The organism is Xanthomonas sp. BRIP62411 (genome assembly GCF_003993525.1).
Taxonomy (GTDB): domain Bacteria; phylum Pseudomonadota; class Gammaproteobacteria; order Xanthomonadales; family Xanthomonadaceae; genus Xanthomonas; species Xanthomonas euroxanthea.
Genome location: NZ_QEZI01000002.1, coordinates 20,163 through 46,070, shown reverse-complemented (window position 1 = coordinate 46,070; position 25,908 = coordinate 20,163). Strand labels below are relative to the sequence as shown.

At 67.2% G+C, this 25,908-nt stretch carries 23 protein-coding genes; 19 read left to right on the top strand and 4 right to left on the bottom strand.

All coding sequences use genetic code 11. From position 1 onward, the window contains the following. Positions 1 to 126: 126 nt before the first annotated feature. The 18 genes from EO139_RS00480 (at position 127) to EO139_RS00395 (ending at position 19,602) form a co-directional block, all read left to right on the top strand. Complete coding sequence (locus EO139_RS00480; RefSeq protein ID WP_104583413.1) at positions 127 to 516, top strand: VOC family protein; 390 nt, start codon at positions 127 to 129, stop codon at positions 514 to 516. A gap of 143 nt (positions 517 to 659) precedes the next feature. Further along, positions 660 to 1,553: an ABC transporter ATP-binding protein gene (locus tag EO139_RS00475; protein ID WP_126942241.1), complete on the top strand. Its 894-nt coding sequence runs from the start codon at positions 660 to 662 to the stop codon at positions 1,551 to 1,553. A gap of 12 nt (positions 1,554 to 1,565) precedes the next feature. Beyond that, the gene (locus tag EO139_RS00470; RefSeq protein WP_126968980.1) at positions 1,566 to 5,156 is read left to right on the top strand and encodes a M1 family aminopeptidase; all 3,591 of its coding nucleotides are present in this window, start codon (positions 1,566 to 1,568) and stop codon (positions 5,154 to 5,156) included. A 262-nt stretch (positions 5,157 to 5,418) separates the two neighbouring features. Continuing rightward, on the top strand, positions 5,419 to 5,868 hold the full coding sequence (locus tag EO139_RS00465; RefSeq protein WP_104583415.1) for a DUF2147 domain-containing protein: 450 nt from the start codon (positions 5,419 to 5,421) through the stop codon (positions 5,866 to 5,868). 272 nt (positions 5,869 to 6,140) lie between these two features. Then, a complete protein-coding gene (gene metG, locus EO139_RS00460; protein WP_126942235.1) occupies positions 6,141 to 8,225 on the top strand; it encodes a methionine--tRNA ligase in 2,085 nt (694 codons plus the stop codon). Positions 8,226 to 8,414: 189 nt separating this feature from the next. Further along, a complete protein-coding gene (locus EO139_RS00455; protein WP_104583417.1) occupies positions 8,415 to 9,005 on the top strand; it encodes an HAD family hydrolase in 591 nt (196 codons plus the stop codon). Position 9,006: 1 nt separating this feature from the next. Further along, positions 9,007 to 9,438, top strand: coding sequence for an Rnf electron transport complex subunit RnfB (gene rnfB / locus EO139_RS00450; RefSeq protein WP_104583418.1), 432 nt, complete (start codon positions 9,007 to 9,009; stop codon positions 9,436 to 9,438). Between the two features lie 379 nt (positions 9,439 to 9,817). After that, positions 9,818 to 10,606, top strand: coding sequence for a hypothetical protein (locus tag EO139_RS00445; protein ID WP_126968979.1), 789 nt, complete (start codon positions 9,818 to 9,820; stop codon positions 10,604 to 10,606). An 85-nt stretch (positions 10,607 to 10,691) separates the two neighbouring features. Then, positions 10,692 to 11,063, top strand: coding sequence for a DUF4345 family protein (locus tag EO139_RS00440; protein ID WP_104648322.1), 372 nt, complete (start codon positions 10,692 to 10,694; stop codon positions 11,061 to 11,063). 58 nt (positions 11,064 to 11,121) lie between these two features. After that, entirely contained in the window at positions 11,122 to 11,685 is a 564-nt protein-coding gene (locus EO139_RS00435; RefSeq protein WP_104583421.1) for a sigma-70 family RNA polymerase sigma factor, read from the top strand. After that, positions 11,682 to 12,524, top strand: a complete 843-nt coding sequence (locus EO139_RS00430; RefSeq protein WP_164739653.1) for an anti-sigma factor — start codon at positions 11,682 to 11,684, stop codon at positions 12,522 to 12,524. Before EO139_RS00435 ends, EO139_RS00430 begins: the two co-directional genes overlap by 4 nt. Positions 12,525 to 12,750: 226 nt before the next feature. Next, positions 12,751 to 13,749: a fatty acid desaturase gene (locus tag EO139_RS00425; protein WP_126968977.1), complete on the top strand. Its 999-nt coding sequence runs from the start codon at positions 12,751 to 12,753 to the stop codon at positions 13,747 to 13,749. After that, the gene (locus EO139_RS00420; RefSeq protein WP_119129002.1) at positions 13,746 to 14,996 is read left to right on the top strand and encodes an FAD-dependent oxidoreductase; all 1,251 of its coding nucleotides are present in this window, start codon (positions 13,746 to 13,748) and stop codon (positions 14,994 to 14,996) included. The genes EO139_RS00425 and EO139_RS00420 overlap by 4 nt, the downstream gene beginning before the upstream one ends. Next, the gene (locus EO139_RS00415; RefSeq protein WP_126968976.1) at positions 14,996 to 15,901 is read left to right on the top strand and encodes a DUF1365 domain-containing protein; all 906 of its coding nucleotides are present in this window, start codon (positions 14,996 to 14,998) and stop codon (positions 15,899 to 15,901) included. Before EO139_RS00420 ends, EO139_RS00415 begins: the two co-directional genes overlap by 1 nt. Continuing rightward, complete coding sequence (locus EO139_RS00410) at positions 15,898 to 17,181, top strand: cyclopropane-fatty-acyl-phospholipid synthase family protein (RefSeq protein WP_126968975.1); 1,284 nt, start codon at positions 15,898 to 15,900, stop codon at positions 17,179 to 17,181. The genes EO139_RS00415 and EO139_RS00410 overlap by 4 nt, the downstream gene beginning before the upstream one ends. Before the next feature lie 8 nt (positions 17,182 to 17,189). Beyond that, positions 17,190 to 17,735, top strand: coding sequence for a DUF2878 domain-containing protein (locus EO139_RS00405; RefSeq protein WP_126968974.1), 546 nt, complete (start codon positions 17,190 to 17,192; stop codon positions 17,733 to 17,735). Further along, positions 17,732 to 18,514: a DUF1295 domain-containing protein gene (locus EO139_RS00400; protein WP_126968973.1), complete on the top strand. Its 783-nt coding sequence runs from the start codon at positions 17,732 to 17,734 to the stop codon at positions 18,512 to 18,514. The genes EO139_RS00405 and EO139_RS00400 overlap by 4 nt, the downstream gene beginning before the upstream one ends. A 17-nt stretch (positions 18,515 to 18,531) precedes the next feature. After that, positions 18,532 to 19,602, top strand: coding sequence for a cyclopropane-fatty-acyl-phospholipid synthase family protein (locus EO139_RS00395; protein ID WP_119132377.1), 1,071 nt, complete (start codon positions 18,532 to 18,534; stop codon positions 19,600 to 19,602). Between the two features lie 228 nt (positions 19,603 to 19,830). Here EO139_RS00395 and EO139_RS00390 read toward each other — a convergent pair whose 3' ends face one another. Continuing rightward, positions 19,831 to 20,178: a RidA family protein gene (locus EO139_RS00390; protein WP_104583431.1), complete on the bottom strand. Its 348-nt coding sequence runs from the start codon at positions 20,176 to 20,178 to the stop codon at positions 19,831 to 19,833. Positions 20,179 to 20,188: 10 nt separating this feature from the next. Continuing rightward, the gene (locus tag EO139_RS00385) at positions 20,189 to 20,896 is read right to left on the bottom strand and encodes a DUF998 domain-containing protein (RefSeq protein ID WP_119128997.1); all 708 of its coding nucleotides are present in this window, start codon (positions 20,894 to 20,896) and stop codon (positions 20,189 to 20,191) included. 261 nt (positions 20,897 to 21,157) lie between these two features. On the opposite strand from EO139_RS00385, the gene mprF reads away from it, so the two are divergent. Then, positions 21,158 to 23,722 carry a bifunctional lysylphosphatidylglycerol flippase/synthetase MprF gene (gene mprF / locus EO139_RS00380; protein ID WP_126968972.1) on the top strand — a complete coding sequence of 855 codons (2,565 nt, stop codon included), beginning with the start codon at positions 21,158 to 21,160 and terminating at the stop codon, positions 23,720 to 23,722. Positions 23,723 to 24,255: 533 nt separating this feature from the next. Here mprF and EO139_RS00370 read toward each other — a convergent pair. Further along, positions 24,256 to 25,629 (bottom strand): AcvB/VirJ family lysyl-phosphatidylglycerol hydrolase, encoded by a 1,374-nt coding sequence (locus EO139_RS00370; RefSeq protein WP_126968971.1) that lies wholly within the window; start codon positions 25,627 to 25,629, stop codon positions 24,256 to 24,258. A 69-nt stretch (positions 25,630 to 25,698) separates the two neighbouring features. After that, on the bottom strand, positions 25,699 to 25,881 hold the full coding sequence (locus EO139_RS00365) for an oxidoreductase-like domain-containing protein (RefSeq protein WP_104648309.1): 183 nt from the start codon (positions 25,879 to 25,881) through the stop codon (positions 25,699 to 25,701). Between the last annotated feature and the right edge of the window lie 27 nt (positions 25,882 to 25,908).

Genomic DNA, 25,908 nt, shown 5'->3' with positions numbered 1-25,908 from the left:
GACGCAGCGCTGGAGCGCATCCCGGCTACCGGCACGTCTGGCAGCCCGGATCGCTGTCGCCGCGCCTCGCGCATCCGTGCCGGCCCCGCAGCAGCGCCCGTGTCCGCAACGCGTGCGAGGCGCCGCATGAAGCTGGCCGGCATCCACCACGTGGCGATCATCGCCGGCGACTACGCGGTCTCCAAGCGGTTCTACTGCGACATCCTGGGCCTGCGGGTGCTCGATGAGCATTACCGGCAGGCGCGCGATTCCTGGAAGCTGGACCTGGCGCTGCCCGATGGCGGCCAGATCGAGCTGTTTTCGTTTCCCGACGCACCGCTGCGCCCCAGCCGCCCGGAAGCCCGCGGCCTGCGCCATCTCGCCTTCCGCGTCGAGGATCTGGACGCGGCCGTGGCGCATCTCGCTGCGCACGAGGTGAGCACCGAGGACATCCGCATCGACGAATACACCGGCCGCCGCTTCACCTTCTTCGCCGACCCGGATGACTTGCCGCTGGAGCTGTACGAGGTCGGTTGAGCGCAGCGGACAGCAGGGTTCGGTCACATCCGCCGCACGGGCACGTCGAACAGGCGTAGTCGATCGTCGCTGTGACTTCCGGCGGATGCGGCGATACCGCAACGTCGTGAAGATCCAACCACCCCAGGACACAGGAACCGTCCATGCTGCAGATCCGCGCGCTGTCCAAGACCTACGCCAATGGCGTGCATGCGCTGCAAGGCGTCACCCTCGACATCCCTCGCGGCATGTTCGGACTGCTGGGGCCAAACGGCGCCGGCAAGTCGTCGCTGATGCGCACGCTGGCCACGCTGCAGGAGCCCGATTCGGGCAGCGTCAGCCTGACCGGCGCCGATGGCAGCAGCATCGACGTGCTCACCGACAAGGACGCGTTGCGGCGCCGGCTGGGCTACCTGCCACAGGATTTCGGCGTGTACCCGAAGGTGAGCGCGCTGGACATGCTCGATCACTTCGCCGTGCTCAAGGGGCTCACCGATCGCGGCCAACGCAAGGAGGTGGTCGAGCGGCTGTTGCAGCAGGTCAATCTGTGGGATGCGCGCAAGCGCAAGCTCGGCACCTATTCCGGCGGCATGCGCCAGCGCTTCGGCATCGCGCAGGCGCTGCTGGGCAACCCGCAACTGGTCATCGTCGACGAGCCCACCGCCGGGCTGGATCCGGAAGAGCGCAATCGCTTTCTCAATCTGCTGGCCGAAATCGGCGAAAACGTCGTGGTGATCCTGTCCACCCACATCGTCGAAGATGTCACCGACCTGTGCCCGACGATGGCCATCATGAACAGGGGCCAGGTGCTGCTGACCGGGCGGCCTGCCGATGCGATCGCCATGCTGCAGCAGCAGGTCTGGCGCAAACAGGTCAGCAAGCAGGCATTGCCCGATTACGAGGCACGCTTCACCGTGCTGTCCACGCGCCTGATTGCCGGCCACCCGGTGATCCACGTGTTCAGTACCGATTGCCCGGAGCCGGGTTTCGAACAGGTCGCTCCCGATCTGGAGGACGTCTATTTCCAACGCCTGCGCACGCAAGCGCTGGCCGCCTGACGGAGCGCTGCGATGATCCTGGCGTTCCTGCGCTTCGAGCTGCGCGAACAACTGCGCTCGCCCCTGCTGTGGCTGCTGGCTGCGTTGTATGCGCTGCTTGCGTTTGCCGCGCTGTCCAGCGACGCGGTGCAGATCGGCGGTGGCATCGGCAACGTGCTGCGCAATGCGCCTACGGTGATCGCCACACTGCTCGGACTTTTCAGCCTGCTCGGCCTACTGGTGACCACCCTGTTCGTCAGCAATGCCTTGCTGCGCGACTTCGACCTGGGCACCGCCGAGCTGGTGTTTTCCACGCCGGTAAGGCGACGCGACTATCTGCTCGGCCGCATCGGCGCGGCGCTGATTGCCGGCATGCTGATGTATGTGGTGATCGCGCTGGGCATGTTCGCCGCCCAGTTCATGCCGTGGTTCGATCAGGCCCGGCTCGGGCCGGTCGCCGTACTGCCCTATCTGTGGTCGCTGCTGGTGCTGGTGCTGCCCAACCTGCTGTTCACCACCGCGCTGCTGTCGGTGCTGGCGGTGACCACGCGCAGCATCCTGTGGGTCTATATCGGTGTGATCGTGTTCTTCGTGCTGTACGGCGTGAGCCGTGCGCTGATGGCCGACCTGGACAATGTATGGATCGCCACGCTGTCCGACCCGCTCGGCATTCGCGCGTTGTCGCAGACGCTGCGCTACTGGTCGGTGGAGCAGCGCAATCACCAGCTGCCGCCGCTGACCGGTTACCTGCTCGCCAATCGCGCGCTGTGGCTGGGCATGAGCGGTATGTTGTTTGCCGCCACGTTCGCGCTGTTCCGTACCGAGCGCAGCGGGACGCGGCGGCGCCGTGGTGCGGCGTCGGTTGCGCCTGCTGATGCACCTCCCGCCAGCGCGCGCGTCACCACGACACGCCTGACGGTCACGCCCAGCTTCGGCGCGGCCACCGCATGGCGGCAACTGCTGCGCCAGATCCGTTTCGATACGCTCGGCGTGCTGCGCAGCGCGCCGTTCGTGGTGCTGCTGATGCTGGGCCTGGCCAATTTCATTCCGACCGCACTGTTCACTGCGCGCCTTTACGGCACCGCCGTGCTGCCGGTCACCTCCTTGATGCTGCAGGCGCTGCAGAACAGCTACAGCTTTCTGCTGATCATCGTGGTGCTGTTCTATGCCGGCGAACTGGTGTGGAAAGAACGCAGCAACCGTATCGACGGCATCACCGATGCCATGCCGGTGCCGGACTGGGTTCCCCTGCTGGGCAAGTTTGTGGCCTTGCTGGCGGTGATCGCCAGCTTCCAGCTCGCCGGTGCGGTGACCGCGATCGCGCTGCAGCTGGGCCACGGCTACACCAGCATCGAGCCGCTGCTGTATCTCAAGACGCTGGCGCTGGGCTCGGTACTGTATGTGCTGATGGGCGGCATGGCGCTGGCGCTGCAGGTGCTGAGCAACAACAAGTTCGTCGGCTATGCGTTGCTGATGCTGGTGCTGATCGGGCAATCGGCGCTGTCGATGCTCGACTACACCCAGAACCTCTACACCTTCGGCGGCTGGCCCAATGCGCCGTATTCGGACATGAACGGCTACGGGCACTTCCTGCCCGGCCAGTTGTGGTTCCAGGGCTATTGGGGCGTGTTCCTGCTGGCCCTGCTGTTGCTGTCTTCGGCGTTCTGGCCACGTGGCGTGGGCCATGGCCTGCGCCAGCGTGTGCGGCAGGCGCTGCAGCGCCTGCGCAGCCCGGCCGGTGCGGCCCTGGCGGTCAGCCTGCTCGGCTTCGTGGCGGTCGGCGGCTGGCTGTACTGGAACACCAACGTCTACAACAGCTTCCTGTCGCCGGAACAGCGGCTGGACCTGCAGGCGCGCTACGAGCGCGATTACCGCAAATACAAGGATCTGCCGCAGCCGCGCATCATCGCCGTCGACAACCATGTCGACCTGCATCCGGAAACCCAGTCGGTGGTCATCGATGCCACCTGGACGGTGCGCAACACCCACCCCACGCCGATCAGCGAGGTGCACATCGGCATGCAGGGCCGCACGGGGGACCGCAGCCTGGTAAAGGTGGACCTGGGCGGGCAAACGCTGACCCTGCACGACGTGCCGGCCGGCTACCGCATCTATCGACTACAGCGGCCGCTGCAACCCGGCGAAGAGCGCGTATTCCGTTTCCACGTGGACCAGCATCCACATGGCCTCACCGCCGAGCAGGCACAGACCGAACTGGTCGCCAATGGCAGCTTTTTCAACAACACCTTGCTGCCTTGGTTCGGCTACAACACCCGGACCGAGATCAGCGACCGCAACGACCGCCGCAAGCGCGGCCTGGGCGAACCCACGCGTATGCCCAAGCTCGAGGACCAGGCCGCGCGCGCCAACACCTACGTCAGCGACGATGCCGACTGGCTCGACTTTGCCAGCACCGTCTGCACCGCGCCGGATCAGATCGCCCTGGCACCGGGCTATCTGCAGCAGGAATTCCAACGCGATGGCAGGCGCTGCTTCCGCTACGTGATGGACCGGCCGATGCTCAATTTCTACGCCTACCTGTCGGCACGTTGGCAAGTGCGCAAGGCGCGTTACAAGAACATCCCGATCGAGGTCTATTACGACTCCAAGCACCCGTACAACGTGCAGCGCATGATCGAAAGCGTGCAGAAGTCGCTGACCTATTACGAAGCCAACTTCAGCCCGTATCAGCATCGTCAGGTGCGCATCATCGAGTTCCCCGGCTACGCGCGCTTTGCGCAGTCATTCGCCAATACCATCCCCTATTCCGAGTCGATCGGCTTCATCGCCGACCTGCGCGACAAAGACGACATCGACTACGTGTTCTATGTCACCGCGCACGAAGTGGCGCACCAGTGGTGGGCGCATCAGGTGATCGGGGCGAACGTGCAGGGCGCCACCTTGCTGTCCGAATCGCTGGCGCAGTATTCGGCGTTGATGGTGATGGAGCGCGAGTACGGACGCGCCCATATGCGCCGCTTCCTCCGCTACGAACTGGATCGCTATCTGGAAGGCCGTGGTGGCGAAACCATCGAGGAGTTGCCGCTGTATCGCGTGGAAGACCAGCAATACATCCACTACCGCAAGGGCTCGCTGGCGTTCTACCGGCTGCGCGAGGAGCTCGGCGAGCAGGCGCTCAATCGTGCATTGCAGCGCTTCCTGGCGGCCAAGGCATTCCAGCAGCCGCCCTACACCACCTCGGCCGAGTTGCTGCAGGCCATTCGGGCCCAGGCACGCCCGGACCAGCAAGAACTGATCACCGACCTGTTCGAGAAGATCACCTTCTACGACAACCGCGTGGTCAGCGCGCAGGCGCGCAAGCGCCCCGATGGCCGTTTCGAGGTGACCGTGCAAACGCAGGCGGCCAAGTTGCAGGCCGACGGCACGGGCAAGGAGCAGGCGGTGCCGCTGGACGACTGGATCGAGGTGGCGATCTACGGTGCTCCGGCCGGCAAGAACGCACAGGCGCCGGTACTGGCCTTGCAACGGCAGCATGTCACCAGCGCCGCGCCCAGTTTCAGCATGACCGTCGACCGCCTGCCGATCGAGGCCGGCTTCGATCCGGACAACAAGCTGATCGATCGCGTGCCGGCGGACAACCGCAAGCAGGTGACGCTGCAATAGCGGGTGGTTGCTGCCGTGGCTGCTGATCGGTGATCGGCGAGGGCATGCGGGACACACAGCCGGCAGCGCAAGCGAGCCGAACAGCGCCATGACCGCTGACATGAGACATACCCGGCCCCGTCAGCGGACCTGGACCGGCAACGGCACCGGGCGCGCGTGGCATGAACGCATTCCGCGGCGCGCCTTTCCCCCACCATACTCCACGGTATACATTCCGGTCAGGCCGCCGACGGCGGCCACAGCAATCCCTGGGAGGGGACACATGCGCAAGACCTTCAAGACCCTGATGCTGGCCCTGCCGCTGGCCGCCGCCTCGCTGCTGGCCCAGGCCGCCGATTCGCCGGTGGGCCGCTGGAAAACCATCGACGACGAAACCGGCAAGCCCAAGTCGGTGGTGCAGATCGAGCAGCTCGGCAACGGTACGCTGAGCGGCAAGGTGGTCGACATCCTGCAGTCCAACCATGGGCCCAACCCGACCTGCGACAAGTGCGATGGCAACCAGAAGGGCAAGCCGATCAAGGGCATGACCATCCTGTGGGGCCTCAAGCCCGACGGTACCGCGGTGTGGAGCGGCGGCTCGGTGCTCGACCCGGCCAAGGGCAAGACCTACAAGGCCAAGGTCACCCTGACCGACGGCGGCAAGAAGTTGCAGATGCGCGGCTATGTGGGCGTTGAGGCATTGGGCCGCACCCAGACCTGGATTCGTGAATAGCTGGGATTGGGGAATCGGGATTCGGAATTCGGGAATCGTAAAAGCAGGCGCCCGCGAGGGCGCCTTTTTTGTGCGTGTCCATCTACGCGTAGCTGTGCAGCGAGTCCTGGCAGGCGACCATCGTCGATCCATAGCGCTCCAGGGCCAGCCAAGTGCCTGCGCGCCTCAACAACACGGTCGCCTAGCCCTGCTTTGACCGATTCCCGATTCCCGATTCCCGCCACCATTCCCGACTAATGCGATAATCGGCTGTCCCCCGCATTACGCCTGCCATGACCCGCACCGCACTCGTCACCACCGCCCTGCCCTATGCCAACGGGCCGCTGCATCTTGGCCATCTGGTCGGCTACATCCAGGCCGACATCTGGGTGCGCGCGCGCCGCCTGCGCGGCGACAAGACCTGGTTCGTCTGCGCCGACGACACCCATGGCACGCCGATCATGCTTGCCGCCGAAAAGTCCGGGGTCACCCCGGAGGCCTTCATCGCCAGCATCCAGGCCAGCCATGAGCGCGATTTCGCCGCGTTTGGGGTGACCTTCGATCATTACGATTCGACCAATTCGCCGGTCAATCGCGAACTCACCGAGGCCTTCTACACCAGGCTGGAGGCCGCCGGTCACATCAGCCGCCGCTCGGTGGCGCAGTTCTACGACCCGGCCAAGGGCATGTTCCTGCCGGATCGCTACATCAAGGGCATCTGCCCCAATTGCGGCAGCGCCGATCAATACGGCGACAACTGCGAGGTCTGCGGCGCCACCTACGCGCCGACCGAGCTGAAGGAGCCCAGGTCGGTGATCTCCGGTGCCACGCCGGAGTTGCGCGACTCGGAGCATTTCTTCTTCGAAGTGGGCCATTTCGACGGGTTCTTGCGTGAGTGGCTGGCCGGCGATGTGGCACTGCCCGGCGTCAAGGCCAAGCTCAAGGAATGGCTGGACACCGAAGGCGGCCTGCGCGCCTGGGACATCTCGCGCGATGCGCCGTATTTCGGCTTCCAGATTCCCGGCCAGCCGGGCAAGTATTTCTACGTGTGGCTGGACGCGCCGATCGGCTACCTGTGCAGCTTCAAGACCCTGTGCGCGCAGATGGGCGAGGATTTCGAGGCCCATCTGGTCGCCGGCACGCAGACCGAGCTGCATCACTTCATCGGCAAGGACATCGTCAACTTCCACGGCCTGTTCTGGCCGGCGGTGCTGCACGGCACCGGCCATCGCGCGCCGACCCGGCTGCACGTCAACGGCTACCTCACCGTGGACGGCGCCAAGATGTCCAAGTCGCGCGGCACCTTCGTGATGGCGAGGACCTTCCTGGACGTGGGCCTGGAACCGGAGGCGCTGCGCTACTACTTCGCGGCCAAGTCATCCGGCGGCGTGGACGATCTGGACCTGAACCTGGGCGATTTCATCGCGCGGGTGAATGCGGATCTGGTCGGCAAGTTCGTCAACCTGGCCAGCCGCTGCGCCGGCTTCATCGGCAAGCGCTTCGACGGCAAGCTGGCCGACGCCCTGCCCGACCCGGCGCAGTACGACCGCTTCGTCGCCGCACTGGCGCCGATCCGTGAGGCCTACGAGCGCAACGATGCGGCCAGCGCGATCCGCCAGACCATGGCGCTGGCCGACGAGGCCAACAAGTACATCGACGACACCAAGCCGTGGGTGATCGCCAAGCAGGACGGTGCCGATGCGCAGCTGCAATCGGTGTGCACGCAGGGCCTGAACCTGTTCCGGATCCTGGTGGCCGCACTCAAGCCGATCCTGCCGCGCACCTGTGCCGAGGCCGAAGCCTTCCTGTCGGCACCGATGACCAGCTGGGACGACGTCGCGCGCCCGCTGACCGCGCACGTGATCCAGCCCTACACCGCCCTGTTCACCCGTATCGACCCCAAACTGATCGACGCCATGACCGACGCTTCAAAAGACACCATGGCCGCACCTGCGGCACCCGCTGCGACCACCAAGCCCGCACCGGCCAAGGCCGAGACGAAACCGGCGGCCGTTGCGACTCCCCAGTCCCCAACCGCCGCTCCCAGCCTCATCGGCATCGACGATTTCGCCAAGCTCGACCTGCGCATCGGCAAGGTGCTGGTGTGCGAATTTGTGGAAGGCTCGGACAAGCTGCTGCGCTTCGAGTTGGATGCCGGCGAGCTGGGCAAGCGCCAGATCTTCTCGGGCATCCGCGCCAGCTATGGCGAACCGGAAACGCTGGTCGGCCGCAGCGTGGTGTTCATCGCCAACCTGGCTCCACGCAAGATGCGCTTCGGCATCAGCGAAGGCATGATCCTGTCGGCCGGCTTCGACGGCGGCACGCTGGCACTGCTGGACGCCGATGCTGGTGCGCAGCCGGGCATGCCTGTTCGGTGAAGCGGGAATGGGGAATCGGGAGTCGGGAATCGTAGGAGCCAGAGCTGATTGTTGAGGGAGACCTGACACCAGTGCCTGGCCCGTCCCCTCATCCGCCCCTGCGGGGCACCTTCTCCCTGTGGGAGAAGGGAAAGCAGACGCCGCGCCGTTAACCAATCCCCACTCCCGACTGCCCAATCCCAGCCCCTCATGCACCTGGCCCTGTTCGACTTCGACCACACCATCACCACCTGCGACAGCTATGCGCGCTTCCTGCGCAAGGTGGCCACGCCCGCGCAGCTGGCGACGGCGAAGTGGCAGGTCGGCCCATGGGTGCTGGGGTATCGGTTGGGCATGGTGTCGGCTGCGGCGCTGCGCGCGCGGGTCACCCGCATCGTGTTCAGTGATCGCCGGCTGGACGAGGTGGCCGCGCACGGCGCCGATTTCGCGCGCACTGCATTGCCGGGCGTGCTGCGCGCCGAGGTGATGCAGCGCATCGACTGGCATCAGGCGCAGGGGCATGAAGTGGTACTGGTGTCGGCCTCGCTGGACCTGTACCTGCAGCCGTGGTGCGCGCAGCATGACCTGTCGTTGATCTGCAACAAGCTGGAACACCACGCCGGCGTGCTGAGCGGGCGCTATGCGGAAGGCGATTGCGGCCCGCGCAAGGCCGCGCAGATCCGCCTGCGCTATGACCTGTCGCAAGACGAATGCGTGCATGCCTACGGCGACAGCCGTGAAGACAAGCCGATGCTGGCGCTGGCACAGCAGCGCTGGTATCGCGGCAAGCTGCTGCACTGACATGCACACCGCAACGCCCGCCGCATCGCCCGACCTGGTCGAACGCCTCGACCGCCTGCTGCCGCAGACCCAGTGCGGCCAGTGCGGTTACGACGGCTGTCGCCCGTATGCGCAAGCGATGGCAGACGGCAAAGCGGATGTCGATCACTGCCCGCCCGGCGGCGATGCGGGTGCGCGTGCGCTGGCGCATGTCCTGCAGGTGCCCGCGCGCCCTTACGACCGCACGCGCGGCCTGCAGACACCGGCGCAGGTGGCGTGGATCGTCGAAGCCGACTGCATCGGCTGCACCAAGTGCATCCAGGCCTGCCCGGTGGATGCGATCGTCGGCGGCGCCAAGCACATGCATACGGTGATCGCGCCGCTGTGCACCGGGTGCGCGCTCTGCCTGCCGGCCTGCCCGGTGGATTGCATCGTGTTGCGCGCCAGCGGCTAGACCGCTGGCCGGACGAGCGGCGCAGGTGCCAGGCGCGCCCCGCCCGGAATCGGCGGTGCCACCTGCACCGCGATGTCTGCACGCCATCCGTGCCTGCACGACGCGTGCGTGCTCGCGGCCGGCCCCCTGAGCCGGCAGACTTGTGTCCACGCCCCGGCTTCCGCACCCGGCTGCGCCCTCGCCCTCGCCGCTCGCGCGCGACCGGCGCGGCACCGGCAATCCCATGCATGCACCTGCACTCCGGGCAGCGCCCAACGCCCCAAACCCGTGGCATTGGCCTCCAGGTACGACACCGCGTCAGGAACGTCCTGACGCATCCGGCGCATCCGCACTGCGGATGCGCTCGTATTGGTAGGCACTCCCATCGAGGAATCCGCCGATGCGTCCACTCGCCGCTGCCCTTGCCGCGCTCGCCAGCGTATGCCGGCCGGTTCCGCCGTTGCTGCTGCTGGTCCTGGGCGGCTTGCCGCTGAGTGCGGCGGCAGTCACCCGTGTGGATGGCGATGCCTTCGATGGCGACAGCGGCGCGCTGCGCTATCGCGAGTCGCACTGGTTGCTCGACGATGGCGGGCGCGTCGTGCTGTATCGCTGCGCCGACGGACGCCCGTTTGCGCGCAAGCAGGTCGATGGCGGCGGCAGTTCGCCCGACTTCAGCCTGATCGACGGCCGCGACGGCTATCGCCAGGGCGTGCGTCAGCGCGACGGCGTGCGCGAGATGTTCCAGCAGGAACCCGGCAAGGCCGAGCAACGCACGCCACTGCCGGCCGACGACGGCCCGCGCGTGATCGATGCCGGCTTCGATGCATACCTGCGCAGCCACTGGGATGTGCTTGCCGGCACGCCGCAGCGCGTGGACTTCGTACTGCCAAGCCTGCAACGCCAGCTGGCATTCCGTGTCGAGCGCATCGACGATACCGGCGGCCAGCGCCGTTTTCGCCTGAGCCTGGATGCGTGGTACGGCGCGGCAGTGCCCGCGCTCGAAGTGCGTTATTCGATCGCCGACAAACGTCTGCTGCAATTCCGCGGCGTGGGCAATCTGCGCGACGAGCGCGGCCGCTATCCGCATGTGCGCATCGTTTTTCCGGACACCGCTGCGCGTGCGGTCAGCGCCGATGAGCTGCGCCAGGCGCGCGAGCAGCCGCTGGTCAAGAGCTGCAGCGCCCCGTGAACCAGGTCCGCGCCATCTTCACGTTCGACCACGCGCGGTTGCGTACAACGGCCCGGTCACCTCTTCCCCATACAGGACCATCGCCATGGCCAAGGCCTACCTCTGGATCAACGCAGTGCTCTACGTCGTGCTGGCGATCTGGTGCACGCTCTCGCCGGCCAAGACCGCCAATGCCGTGGGTTACACCCAGCTCTCGCCGGCCGGGCAATCGGAATACCTGGTCATCTATGGCGGCCTGCAGCTGGGCATGGCGTTCCTGTTCGGCTACTTCGCGTGGATCGATCAACCGCGCACCGGCCTGCTGGTCGCACTCGCGTTCTACGTGCCGATCGTGCTGTTCCGCAGCGTCTCCCTGGCGCGCCTGTGGCCGGTCTCCGCGCCCACGGTGGCATTGGCCGGCGTCGAGATCCTATTGCTGCTCGCTGCCGTCCTGCTGTGGTTTCAGCAGCGCAAGTGAAGGACAGCGTCCGCCCAGTCCGGTAGCATCGCCCCCACCTCAAAAAACGCCCGACCGCATGAGTGCCATCCCTGGCCACGACGACGATGAAACCGGACGACTGCTGACCGCGACCGCGGGTGGCGACCGGCATGCCTTCGAAGCGCTGTACCGGCAGACCTCGCCCAAACTGTTCGGGGTGTGCCTGCGCATGATCCCGCACCGTGCCGAAGCCGAAGAGGTGCTGCAGGACGTGTTCACGCTGATCTGGCACAAGGCCGGGCAGTTCGATCCCACCCGTGCACGCGGGCTCACCTGGCTGGCGATGATCGCGCGCAACAAGGCCATCGACCACCTGCGCGCCAATGCCCCGCAACGCCGCAACGTGGCGCTGGACGATGCCGGCGAATTGCGCGCCAGCGATGCCTCGCCGCTGGAGCGCACCGAGCGCGCCAGCACGCGCCGACGCATCGACCACTGCCTGGCGGAGCTGGAACCGCCGCGCAGCGAATTGATCCGCACCGCGTTCTTCGACGGCATCACCTACGAAGAACTCGCCGCGCGCACCGACACCCCGATCGGCACGGTCAAGAGCTGGATCCGCCGCGGTCTGGCCAAACTCAAGGCATGTCTGGAACGATGAGCACGCCCTTTCCCATCGACCAGGAACCGCCGCGCGACGTGCTTGCCGGCGAATACGTGCTGGGCCTGTTGAGCGCCGACGAGCGCCTGGCTGCCGAACAACGCGTCGCCACCGACGACCAGTTTGCGCAGGCAGTGACGCAGTGGCAGGAACATCTGGCGCCGTTGCTGGACGAGATCGCCGCCGTGACGCCGCCCGGCCAGGTCTGGGCACGCATCCGCCAGACCCTCGGCTTCGATACGCCATTGCACGCAGTGCCCCCCGCGCCGTCGGCAGCGCCGCCGGCAGGCGCGCCAACGACAGCGGTGTGGAACAGTGTGCGGTTCTGGCGCTGGGCAAGCGCCGGCGGCCTGGCCACTGCGGCCGTGTGCCTGCTGGCATTGTTGAACCTGCGCACGCCACCGGCACCGGTATCGCCGCCGCAGGGCACCGGCCCGGTGGTACAGACTCCGGTCACGCCGCCGGCGGCCACCACCGCGCCGGCGACCGGCATTGCGATGACCTCCACGCTGGCCACCGAAGACGGCCGCCCCGGCTATGTCGCATTGATGGATGCCGACAAGCACACCATCACGGTGACGCCGCTGGATCGCACCGCCACCGCCGACAAGGTACCCGAGCTATGGCTGATCACGCCGGACGGCAAGGCGCATTCGATGGGCACCTTCGACGACCAGCGTGCACGCCGCGCGCAGATTCCCGACCAGCTGATGCCCATGCTCAGCAACGAGGCCATCCTGGCAGTGACGCTGGAGCCGCCGGGCGGTGCACCGGGCGGCGTCGCCACCGGTACCGTGGTGGCCAAGGGCGGCATCAGCACGCTGGCAATGGCGCCCTGATCCGGCGCGCCTGACGCCGCCTGCGACCACGTTGCAGGCGGCGTCAGGCGCGTAACAGCCTCATCTGCGTCACCCCTGGCTGGCGCGATTCAATGTGTGCGCAATTGCGCGATTCGTTCGCACCGGCACGCCAAGCGCGCGCACGCATGCGACGATCGAACGCGCTGGTGCATCTGTTTACCGGCAGCGTCCGTAAAGGGTCACCACTACACACGGAGAACCACGCGTGCCGAGTACTGGCTTTGACCCACATGCCGCGCCGCCGCAGCCTGCCGATACCCGCCGACGTGGGTGGATCGCAGCGCGTACCGGCAGCCTGCGTCGTTGGGTGGATTCGCAAACCGACGAACCGCTGGACGAAGCACGCGCAGACCGTATCGACTGGCTGCGTGCCCTGCCCTTCATCGCGCTGCACCTGGCCTGCCTGGCGGTCCTGTGGGTCGGTGCGTCCTGGTTCGCGGTCGGCATGGCGGTGGCGTTGTACGCGCTGCGCATGTTTGCGCTGACCGGGTTCTACCACCGCTATTTCTCGCACCGCGCGTTCAAGACCTCACGCGTGCTGCAGTTCGTGTTCGCGGCCATCGGCGCCACCTGCGTGCAGCGCGGGCCGCTGTGGTGGGCCGCGCATCATCGCAATCATCACCGCCACACCGACACCGGCCGCGATCCGCATTCGCCGGCGCAGCACGGCTTCTGGTGGAGCCATACCGGCTGGTTCCTGACCCCGCGCAACTTCCGCACCGACTGGGAGGTCATCCCGGACCTGCGCCGCTTTGCCGAGCTGCGCTTTCTGGACCGCTTCGACATCGTGATGCCGGTGTTGCTGGCAACCGGGCTATACCTGCTCGGCGACTGGCTGGCGGTTGCCGCGCCCGCGTTGCAGACCAACGGCGCGCAACTGCTGGTATGGGGCTTTGTGATCTCCACCGTGGCGTTGTTCCATGCCACCTTCACCATCAATTCGCTGGCACATCGCTTCGGCAGCCGGCGTTTCGACACCCGCGACGACAGCCGCAACAACTGGCTGCTGGCGCTGCTCACCTTCGGCGAAGGCTGGCACAACAATCACCACTTCTTTCCCGGCTCGGCGCGCCAGGGGCTGCGCTGGTGGGAGTACGACGTCACCTGGTACGGGCTCACCGCGATGTCGTGGGTGGGCCTGGTCTGGGACCTCAAGCCGATGCCGACATCGCTCACGCAACGTGCCGAGCGGGTGAGCCGATGAGCGAGGGCAGGATTGCCGTGGTCGGCAGCGGGATCGCCGGCCTGGGCGCGGCGTGGCTGCTGTCGCGCCGCTACGAGGTCACCTTGTTCGAGGCCGCCGATTATCTGGGTGGACATACGCACACCCACGACATCCAGCTGGACGGCCAACGCTATGCGGTGGACAGCGGCTTCATCGTGTTCAACCCGCAGCACTATCCGCTGCTCACGCGCATGTTCGCCGAGCTGGACGTGGCCGCGCAGCCGACCACGATGAGCTTCTCGGTGCACGACGCGCGCAGCGGGCTCGAATACAACGCCGGCAGCCTGGGCGGGCTGTTCTGCCAGCGCAGCAATCTGCTCAGCCCGCGCTTCTGGGGCATGCTGGCCGACCTGCGTCGCTTCTATCGGCAGGCGCCGGCGGTGCTGCACAGCCAGGAGCGCTTCAGCACGCTGGGCGCGTACCTGCAGCGGCATGGGTATTCGGCGGCGTTTCGCGACCAGCATCTGGTGCCGATGGCCTCGGCACTGTGGTCATCGCCCTCGCAGCGCATCCTCGAATTCCCGATGGGCCAGCTGATCGGCTTCATGGCCAACCACCACATGCTGCAACTCAGCGGGCGTCCGCAGTGGCAGGTGGTGCGTGGTGGATCCAGCAGCTACGTGCGTGCGCTGCGCCGGCGCTGGCAGGTGCTCGAGCGCCTGTCCACGCCGGTGCATGCGATCCGCCGCGCGCCCAACGGTGTGGTGCTCAGTTCCCTGCGTGGCGAAGAGCACTTCGACAACGTGGTGCTGGCCTGCCATGCCGACGACGCGCTGGCCTTGCTCAGCGACGCCTCCGCAGCCGAGCGGCAGGTCCTGGGCGGCATCACCTACCAGGACAACGACACCGTCCTGCACACCGACGCCAGCGTGCTGCCACGCGATCGCCGCGCCTGGGCGGCGTGGAATGCGCATGTACCGGCCGACCCGCAGGCGCCGTGCACGGTGAGTTACTGGATGAACGCCCTGCAGTCGCTCAACGCGCCGCAGCCGTTCATCGTCAGCCTCAATCGCAACCACGACATCGCCCCGGACAAGGTGCTGCGGCGCATGCGCTACCGCCACCCGGTGCAGAACGCGGCCGCCCTCGCCGCGCAGACGCGCAAGGCCGAGATCCAGGGCGTGCAGCACACCTGGTTTGCCGGCGCGGCCTGGGGCTTCGGCTTCCATGAAGACGGCCTGCGCAGCGGCGTGGATGTGGCCCATGGCCTGGGAGTGGACTGGTGATGCAGCTGCTGCGCGACGCCAGCCCCGATGCGGTACCGCTGCCTCCCGGCGAGGACAGCGGTGCCGTCAGCGGGGTGGGCGCGATGCGCAGCGCGATCTACACCGGTTGGGTGCGGCACCGCCGGTTTGCGCCCAGGCCGCTGGCGTTTCGCTACCGGCTGTTCCTGATGTACCTGGACCTGTCCGAGCTCGACGTGGTGTTTGCGCGGCGCTGGCTATGGTCGGTGGGGCGCGCCAATCTGGCGCAGTTCCGGCGCAGCGATTATCTCGGTGACCCGGACATTCCGCTGGACCAGGCGGTGCGCGACTGCGTGCAGGCCCAGACCGGCGAGCGCCCCGATGGCGCGATCCGCCTGCTCACGCATCTGCGCTACTTCGGCCATGTGTTCAATCCGGTCAGCTTCTACTACTGCTTCGATCGCCACGGGGGCCTGCGCTGGATCGTGGCGGAAATCACCAATACGCCGTGGCAGCAGCGCCACACCTACGTGCTGCCGGTCGCGCAGGCGCGCACGCATCGCCAGGTGCATGCCTGGCGCTTCGACAAGCGCTTCCACGTCTCGCCCTTCATGGGCATGCAGCACCAGTACGACTGGCGTTTCAGCGTGCCCGAGGCGCAGTTGCGCGTGCATATGGACGTGCTGGATGCGCCTGGCAGCGACGCGCCGGGCGGCAGCCCCGCGGCCGAGGCCGATGGCGCAGGCAGCGGTGCACGCCGCTTCGATGCCACCCTGGTCCTGCAGCGCCAGCCGCTCAACGCGCGCACCCTGGCACGCACGCTGCTGGCCTATCCCTTGATGACCGTGCAGGTGGTGCTGGCCATCCACTGGCAGGCCCTGCGCCTGTGGCTGCGCGGCAACCCGGTCCACGATCACCCTCATCCGCCTGTGCGAGAACCCCGATGAACGCCACGTCCCTGCCCGACACCGCTGCGCCGCGCGCGGCTTCCTGGACGGACCGCCTGTTGCGCAAGCGCCTGCTGGCCACGCTCGGCGAGCTGCGCGATGGACAATTGCAGCTGCACGAAGCAGACGGCGTCACCACCCTCGGCAACGCCAGTGGCGCCGATGCGCTGCAGGTGCAGTTGCGTGTCATCGACCCCGGCTTCTATCGCCAGGCCGCGCTCAACGGCAGCGTCGGTGCCGGCGAGTCGTACATGGATGGGCAGTGGCACTGCGACGACCTGGTCGCGTTGATGCGCCTGCTGCTGCGCAATCGCGACCGCCTGGATGCGATGGAAACCGGCACCGCGCGGCTGGGCGGCTGGGCGATGCGCAGCCTGCATGCGTTCGCACGCAATACCCGCAGCGGCAGCCGGCGCAACATCGCCGCGCACTACGACCTGGGCAACCCGTTGTTCCGCCTGTTTCTCGACGAGAACCTGATGTATTCCTCGGCGATCTTCGTCGACGGCGAAGAGGCCCAGGGCGAGGCGGCCCTGGAGCGCGCAGCCACGCGCAAGCTCGAACGCATCTGCCGGAAACTGCAGCTTGGCCCGCAGCACCACGTGGTGGAAATCGGCACCGGCTGGGGCGGCTTCGCGCTGCACGCTGCACGCGCGCACGGCTGCCGCGTCACCACCACCACCATCTCGCGCGAGCAGTTCGAACTGGCCACCCAGCGCATCGCCGCGGCCGGCCTGAGCGACCGGGTCACGGTGTTGTTGCGCGACTATCGCGATCTGGACGGCCGCTATGATCGGGTGGTGTCGATCGAGATGATCGAGGCCATCGGCCATCAGTATCTGGACACCTATTTCGCCAAGGTCGGCAGCCTGCTGGCCGACGACGGCCAGGCGCTGATCCAGGCCATCACCATCGAAGACCATCGCTATGCGCAGGCCTTGCGCTCGGTGGACTTCATCAAGCGGCATATCTTCCCCGGCAGCTTCATTCCCTCGGTGGCGGCGATGACCGGCGCGATCGCACGCGCCAGCGACCTGCGCCTGTTCAACCTGGAAGACATCGGGCCGAGCTATGCGTTGACGCTGCGCGCCTGGCGCCAGCGCTTCATGGCGCAGCTGCCGCAGGTGCGTGCGCTCGGCTATGACGAGCGCTTCATCCGCATGTGGGAGTTCTATCTGGCCTATTGCGAGGCCGGTTTCCTGGAGCGCTCGATCGGCGATGTGCATCTGTGGCTGAGCAAGCCGGGCGCACGTCCGCCGCAGTTCGTGCCTGGCCTTTGAGCGGACGCATGCGGCAGCTCGGCAACTATCTGGGCCTGCAGGTGCTGTGGCTGGTGGCCGTCAGCGCGGCAGCGCAGGCGCGTATCTGGCCGACGCTGCTGGCGCTGGCGTTGTTTGCGCTGTATCAGCTGTGGCCGTCGCGGCGTGCGCCGGGCGATCCGCAGCTGCTGGTCGCCGCGCTGTCGCTGGGCCTGCTGCTGGATACCACGCTGGCGGCGGGCGGCTGGGTGCGCTACGCCGCGCCGTGGCCGGGCACGTTGCTGGCGCCGGCCTGGATCCTGGCGTTGTGGCTGGGCTTTGCGCTCACGCTCAACCATTCGCTGGCATCGGTGATGCAGCGGCCGTGGCTGGCGGTGCTGCTGGGCGCGATTTTCGGTCCGTTTTCTTACTGGCTGGCACACCGCGGCTGGCAGGCAGTGGAATTCCGGCCGCCACAGCTGCAGGCGGTGGCCGCGGTCGGCATCGGCTGGGGCCTGGCCTGCGGGGTGTTGTCGCTGTATGCACGCCGCCTGGCGCGACCATCGCCTGACCATCCGAGGGGAGAACTGCAATGAATGCCTGGCCGCTGCTGCATGTGGGCGTGTTTGCGAGTGTGGTGATGGTGGTCGGCTGGCTGTGGCAACGCCGCAGCGGCAATGCCGGCCCGGTCGATGTGCTGTGGGCCGCGTGCCTGGCCCTGGCTGCGCCGTATTGCGCGTGGATGTCCGATGGCGCGCTGCTGCCGCGCGTGCTGGTCGCCGTGCTCGGCGGTGTCTGGGGCGCGCGCCTGGCGCTGCATCTGGGCGTGCGTGTGTTCGGCGACCCGCATGAAGATGGCCGTTATCGTGCCTTGCGCGAGCACTGGAACGGCGACCAACGCAAGTTCCTGGGCTTTTTCCTGGCGCAGGCGGTCGTGGTGGTGCTGTTTTGTGTGCCGTTTCTGGCCGCTGCCAGTAACCCGAAGCCGGCCTGGAGCGTGTGGAGCACGCTGGCGATCGCGGTGTGGTTGATCGCGGTCGGTGGCGAAGCCCTGGCCGACCGGCAACTGTCTGCGCACAAGGCCAACCCGGCCAATCGCGGCGTCACCTGCCGCAGCGGCTTGTGGCGATATTCGCGGCATCCAAATTACTTCTTCGAGTTCGTGCACTGGTTCGCTTACCTGGCGCTGGCCGTCGGTGCCGGGCCATGGCCGCTCGCCCTGGCCGCGCTGGGGCCGGTGGTGATGTTCGTGTTCCTGTATCGCTTCACCGGCATTCCCTACACCGAGCAGCAGGCGCTGCGCTCGCGTGGTGAGGACTATGCGCAGTACCAGCGCAGCACCAGCGCGTTTTTCCCGCTTCCCCCTTCGTCCTGAGTCGCCTGGAGAGTCGTATGTCCACCATTACCGTTCCGCCCTCCTCGCTGCCCGAAGAATCCGTCGCGACCCGGCTGGCCGAATCCGGCGTGCTCCCCGACGCCGCATTGCGTTACGGCATCCGCCGCTTGTGCGCGCAGCGCCTGCGCGATGAGCGCACCGGCGGTGCAGATGCCAGCGGCGAGCGCCAACGTGCCTTCATCGACAGCCTGCGTGCCAGCGCGATCGCGATCGAAACCGATGCCGCCAATCGCCAGCACTACGAGTTGCCGCCGCAGTTCTTCACCCTGTGCCTGGGCCGCCGGCTCAAGTACAGCAGCTGCTACTGGGACGCCACCACGCCGGATCTGGATGCGGCCGAAGAACGCATGCTGGCGCTGTACGGTGAGCGCGCCGAACTGGCCGATGGCCAACGCATCCTGGAGCTGGGCTGCGGCTGGGGCTCGCTGACCTTGTGGATGGCCGAGCGCTATCCCGGCGCCACCATCACCGCGGTGTCCAACTCGCGTCCGCAGCGCGCGCACATTCTGGAGCAGTGCCGGGTGCGCGGATTGAGCAACGTGCAGGTCATCACCGCCGACGTCAACGCGCTGGCGCTGCCGCCGGGCAACTTCGACCGCGTGGTGTCGGTGGAGATGTTCGAGCACATGCGCAATTACCGCGAGCTGCTGGCGCGCGTCGGCAGCTGGCTGGCGCCGGGCGGCAAGCTGTTCGTGCATATCTTCTGCCATCGCGACCTGGCCTACCCGTTCGAGGTGGCCGGCGAAGACAACTGGATGGGGCGGCACTTCTTCACCGGCGGGCTGATGCCGGCGGCCGATACCCTGCTGCATTTCCAGCAGGACGTAATCATCGAACAGCGCTGGGTGCTGTCGGGCGAGCACTACGAAAAAACCGCCAACGCCTGGCTGGAGAACCAGGACCGCCACCGCGCGCAGATCATGCCGCTGCTGAAGCAGACCTACGGCGAGGATGCGCAGCGCTGGTGGCAGCGCTGGCGGATGTTCTGGCTGGCCTGCGCCGAGTTGTTCGGTTACGACCAGGGTCGCGAGTGGGGTGTGGCGCACTATCGCTTCGTCAAACGCTGATCGCTGCACGCGGCTCGAGACACCATCGCGGCCCGCATGGGTGAACGCGAATATCCCGGCTTTCCGTTCGTGCCGGCGCACCGGCAGGCGGGTTGGCACCACGGCCATGCCAGCGCGCCATCCGGGAATTTGCCACCGTCCGCTGGCAACGCTGCGATGCGCAACGCACGCGCGCAGACGATGCCATCGGCGCGCGCGATCGCCCCGCGACCGCGCGCCGCCCTGCGGTCAGCTTGCCGCAGCGGTGATCACGATTTCCACCTTCCATTCCGGCCGCGCCAATTTGGCTTCGACCGTGGCGCGCGCGGGGGTGAAGCCGTGCGGCACCCATTCGTCCCAGGCCGCGTTCATGCCGTCGAAATCGGCGATGTCGGCCAGGAAGATTTCCGCACGCAGGATCTTGGTCTTGTCGCTGGCCGCCTGCGCGAGCAGCTTGTCGATTTCGCCCAGCACCTGGCGGGTCTGCCCGGTGATGTCTTCGCTGGTGTCTTCGGCTACCTGGCCGGCCAGATAGCACACGCCGCCATGGACGGTCATTTCCGACATCCGCGGACCCGTTTCGAATCGCTGCAACATTTCAGACTTCCTACGGTTGATTGACCCGGGCATTGTCCCGCGAATGCGGCAAACGTGCAGCCCCGGCGCGCGGGTGCTGCGCCAACCACGCCCCCACCCGCACCATCCAGGCCACGATCAGCACGATGGCGCTCTTCTGGCTGATGCCCAGCGGCACGCTGCTGACCGTGACGTGGACCAGCAACACCGCAAATGCGCTCAGCCCCAGGCCAGACGCGGTGGTGAAGCGGCCCCGCCACACCCGGTCGCGGCGGAAATACCACGATTGCAGCAACACCGCCGCGATCACGCACAGAAACGTCATGTCGGCCGAGAGCAGATGCACCAGCATGGCCGCGTCGGGCGCCAGCTCCGGCATCCAGCTATCGCCGATCGACACCATGCTCAGGCCCAGCGCCGCGCTCCAGAACAGCGCCACCACCGTGCGGCTGCGCGCGGGCGGCGCAAGTGCCGCCTGCAGGCCCGGCGCCATCCACGCCATCGTGGCAGCCAGCACGCAGTAGGCCGTGCGTAACAGCAGGCCGTGGTCGCCGTGCAGATAGGCGCTGAGCTGTGCGTCGATCCAGTCCAGATCCCCACGCAGCCATTGCAACAGCAGAATCAATCCGATGAAGGCCATGCCCGTGCAGGCGGCGACTGCGCCGGCCTGCACGGCCCAGCGTGGCGGGCACGACGGCCCGGGCGGCATCGCGGTGCCGGTGTGGTGTCGATCGTCCATCAATTGCCTGTCTGTGGTGCAACGGTCATCGTGTCCAGGTGGGTCGCCTGCGGCACGTGGTCGCGGCGATGCCCTATGATGCGCGCGGCCGTCCTGAGCCGACACCTGTCGGCGCGACCGAAGCCTGCGTTCACCTCATTGGGCATCCACGCGATCACCCTGCATGTACCTTGACACCGACCGGCCCATGCAGACCAACCGCCCGCACGGCACGCACCATGCATGTGCCCTTCTTCCCCTCCAGCAGATCCCGTTTCCCTCATGACGGATACCTCCGTGTCTTCCCAAGCGCCGGCCAGCGGCTGGCGCCGCGCCTTGCCGGTGATCATCAGCCTGGCGATCCTGGCGATGGCGCTGCATGCGCTGTCGGGACAATTCACCGACCACGGCTATCGGCAGATCCGCCAGGCGTTCCGTGCCCTGGGTGCCGGCCAGATCGCGCTCACCTTGCTGCTGGGCTTGAGCAGCTACGCCTGTCTGGTGGGCTTTGACTGGGTCGGGCTCAAGCGCACCGGCAAGCGGCTGCACCCGGCGCGCGTGGGCATCACCGCCTTCATGGCGCACGCGGTGGGGCAGACGCTGGGCTTTGCCGCACTCACCGGCGGCGCGGTCCGCCTGCGCGGCTATGGTAGCGTCGGGCTGACCCTGGCCGAGATCGGCCAGGTGGTGCTGATGAGCACACTGGGCTTCGTCTTCGGCGCCTGGGTGTTGCTTGGCCTGGCGCTGATGCTGGAACCGGAAGCGGCTGCGCGTGCACTGCCGATCACCGCAGAAGGCATCCGCATCGCCGGTATCGCCTTGCTGGTGGGCTACGTTGCAATGCTGGGACTGGTTGGCAGGCAAGGCCGCGAATTCGGGATTGGCCGTCATCGCTTCTGGTTGCCCGACCGCACCACGGTGCTCGGCGTCACCGCGCTGAGCGTGGTCGAGCTGGGCCTGGCGGCCGCCGCGTTCTACGTGCTGCTGCCGCCGGACCCGGGTACCGGCTACTTTGGTTTCATCGGGATCTGGCTGGTGGCGGTGGTCGCGGGGCTGATCTCCACGGTGCCGGCCGGCTTGGGCGTGTTCGAGTGGAGCCTGCTCAAGCTGTTGCCGCATGTCACCCCGGCTGCGGTGCTGGCCGCCGCGCTGGCCTACCGGGTCACCTACTACATCGTGCCGCTGCTGATCTCGGTGGCGATGGCGGCAGCCTCCGGCCTGGGCGCACCGGTGCGCGCCAGCGCCAGCACCGCACGCACCGTGTGGAAGGCCCTGCGCCCCTGGTTGCCGCAGATCCTGGCGTTGGCAGTGTTTGCGGTGGGTGCGGCGCTGGTCATCGACGGCACCTTGCCGACCCCGCGCGCGCGCCAGGAAGTGGCGCCGCTGCCGCTGATCGAGACCTCGCATCTGCTGGTCAGCCTGGGCGGCATGGTGCTGCTGCTGATCGGCCAGGGCCTGCAACGCCGCAGCCATGCGGCCTGGGTGCTGGCACTGGGCGTGTGCATCCTGCTGCCGCCGCTGTCGCTGTTGCGCGGCAGCCATATCTCGGTGTCGTTGTCGGCGGCGCTGGCCGCGGTGGCGCTGTGGGCGGCACGGCGCGAGTTCTACCGCCAGGGCGCGCTGCTGGACGAAGCCTGGTCGTGGCGCTGGCTGAGCAACCTCGGCCTGGTGCTGGTGGCCACGTTCTGGCTGTTGTTCTTCGTCTACAGCCACGTCGAATACAGCAACGACCTGTGGTGGGAATTCGCCACCTCGGCCAACGCGCCGCGTGCGCTGCGCGCGGCGTTGATCCTGTGCGTGGGCGTGATCGTGTTCGGCATGGCGCGCCTGCTGCGTGGCGGCCGCCGCCCGATGCCGGCCGCCGATGCGCAGACCCTGCAGACGCTGGCGCCGGTCCTGGCCAGCAGCACCGACACCCAGGCCTGCCTGGCGCTGACCGGCGACAAGGCGTTCCTGCTCGACGAGCAGGGACGTGGGTTTGTAATGATGCAGCGTTACGGCGGCTCGCTGATCTCGATGGGCGACCCGGTCGGCACGCCCGAGGTCGCACGCGCACTGATCTGGCGCTTCCGCGAAGAGGCCGACCATATGGGCCTGCGCCCGGTGTTCTACCAGGTCGGCGAAAAATACTGGCAGACCTATCTGGACATGGGCCTGACCCTGGTCAAGCTGGGCGAAGAGGCGATCGTGCCGCTGGAAGGCTTCACCCTGGAAGGCCGCGACCGCGCCGACCTGCGCCAGGCCTGGAACCGCGGCAAGCGCGGCGGCCTGACCTTCCGCATGCTGCAGCCCGAGCAGGTGGATGCGGTACTGCCGCGCCTGACCGAAGTGTCCGAGCAATGGCTGGAAGAAAAATCCGGCGAAGAGAAGGGCTTCTCGTTGGGCAGCTTCGATGCGGACTATCTGCGCCGCTTCCCGGTGGCAGTGGCCGAGGCGGAAGGCCAGATCGTGGCCTTCGCCAACGTGTGGCAAGCGCCGGCCGGCGGCGAGCTGTCGGTGGACCTGATGCGGCACAGCGCGCAGGCCCCCAAGGGCACGATGGATTTCCTGTTCATCGAGCTGTTCCTGTGGGGGCAAGCCAACGGCTATACGCGCTTCTCGTTGGGCATGGCGCCGCTGTCGGGCCTGGCCGAGCATCGCCTGGCCGGCCGCTGGAATCGCTTTGCCAGCCTGGTCGCGCGTCACGGCGAGCGCTTCTATGGCTTCAGCGGCTTGCGTCGCTTCAAATCGAAGTTCGCCCCGACCTGGCGCCCGCGCTACCTGGTCGCGCCGGGCGGCATGCATCTGCCAGCCGCATTGCTCGATGTCACCCGATTAATCTCGGTGGATCCCGGCCGCCAGGAGTAACACCACACAGGGCCTGCGGTTTTCATGCGAATGCGTCGGTCTATGGCGGGCGCCTGCACGTGTGCCTGATGGCATTGCTTGTTGGTGAGCGGTAGCGAGATTGGGAGCGTGGTGTCGCGTCCGGGGGCGGGACCGTGTGGCGGCATGGATGCCGCCACCGAGCCTACATGGACGTACTTGCGGCGTGTCCCGACACCGGATGCGGCGCCGCGCTGCCGACCGACTCCGCACACCGACCAATTGCACACTAAATCCGTCCGCTTCCTGCGAATGCTCCGGTCCGCTGCGGGCGCTTGCACGCGTACCGGCGTGGGACACGCCGCAAGTACGTCCTTGTAGGCGCTGGCGCGGCGTCCATGCCGCTCAAGGTCCCACACCGGCACGCGCGCAAGCACCACCGGTTGCTGTCGGTTGCGGAGAAAAATGCCAAGCGCCTGCCGAGCTGCAGGCGGCCGAACCGAACGGCGACGATCAGGTTGTTGACATGCGTCAGCCGGAAGTGGGCTGACGCATGGGCAAAAATGCCTTCTCGCTTATGGCTTCGACAGAGCGTGCAACTGCTCCATGATCACCTTGGCCAGGGTCGCGTAATCGCCCTTGAAGTGGTGATCGCCCGGTAGCGCGACCCGCTTGGCGGCTTGTGGCGGTAGGCTCGGGCAGAGCGCATCCTGGTCGTCCTGGCCGTAGATGCAGACGGTGGTGCCGGCGGGCAGTCGCTGCACTTCCGGCGCAATCGGCAGGCCATCGTCGTCCGAACCCAGCCAGTTGCTGACGTGGAATTCGTAATCGGCCAGCTTGCCTACCGACAACAGCGCGGTCATGCGCAGGTTCTGCTTGGTCTGCGCCGGCAGCGTGTTGATCGCGGCCGGCAATACGTCCGCGCCCTGCGAGAAGCCGATCAGCACCACCCGCTGGCGTTGCCAGCGCTGCGCATAGAAACGCGCGATGCGATCCAGGTCGGTCGCAAAGCCCTGCGGTGTACGCTCGGTCCAGAAGTAACGCAGCGAATCCAGGCCGACCACCGGGATGCCTTGCGCGGCCAGTGCATCGGCCACCTCTTCGTCCAGGCCCGCCCAGCCGCCATCGCCGGAGACGAAGATCACGAAGGTGTCGTCGTCGCTGTCGCCGTCCGGCTTGGCCGGCACTTCCACCACCGGCAGATCTTCCAGCCCGCCCGGCGGTGGCGGCAAGGCCACGCCCTTCTGCTCGCCCAGCGAGCGTGCCGCAGCGCGCAGGCCCGGCAGGATGTCGCCTTGCGCCGAACGCGTAAAAGTGCGTGCCTGCGGCACCTGCTTGAGGAAGCTGTCTTCGGCGGCGGCCGGGCAACGCTTGTCCTGGCTCCCGGCAAGCACCCAGGGAATCTGCAACGGCACCGGCAGCAGCGTGTTGCTGCCCGGGCGCACGCCCGGCTGGCAGATCGCCTGATCGGATACCGTGGCCGGGCACAGCCCATCGGTCAGCACGCCGGCCAGCACATGCGGCTTGGCTTGCGCCCCGATCGCATAGGCCAGCGCGGCCCCCTCGCCGTCGCCGACCAGCAGCGGCAGACGGTAGGTGGGCACGTGGTAGAAGGCCTGCACGTAGCGCGAGAAATTCTCCACATCGCCGACCGAGAATGCGCAGGTGCCGCCGGCCTTGCGCAGCACCGCATACAGATGCGCGGTATCCACCATCGCCACCATCGCGCCATCGGCACGCAGGCTTTCCGCCTGCGTCTGCCGCTTGACGTTGTTGCCGGTGCCGGTCAGCCAGATCACCACGCGCTGCGGCTCGCCCTTGGGCATCAGCACCGGCACCTGCTCGAAGCGGCCGTGGCTCACTGGCTGCGTCGTCTGCGCAGCCGCCATGCCCGATAGCGTCAACATCGCCGCGCCGCAGAGCGCGCTCCACATCTCAAGTCGTCGCATGTCGCACCATCGGAAAGAGTGGTTCAAAGATAATCGCTCCGGGCGGCCACGCGAAGCGCGGCGCTTCGCTTATCGCGCATGTGCCTGCTGCCGCGCTTCCCAGGCGGCCAACGCCTGCCGGTAGCGCGCCAGTTCCTCCGCGTACAGATCGTGCACGCACAACGGGCAACCGCTCTCGCAGCACTCGTTGGGTGCAGGCGGCTCGGGCGGCTGCGGGCGTGGATCATGATCGGGAGCGACGCGGTCGTGCATGTGCGCATTGTAGCGTGCGCCACCAGC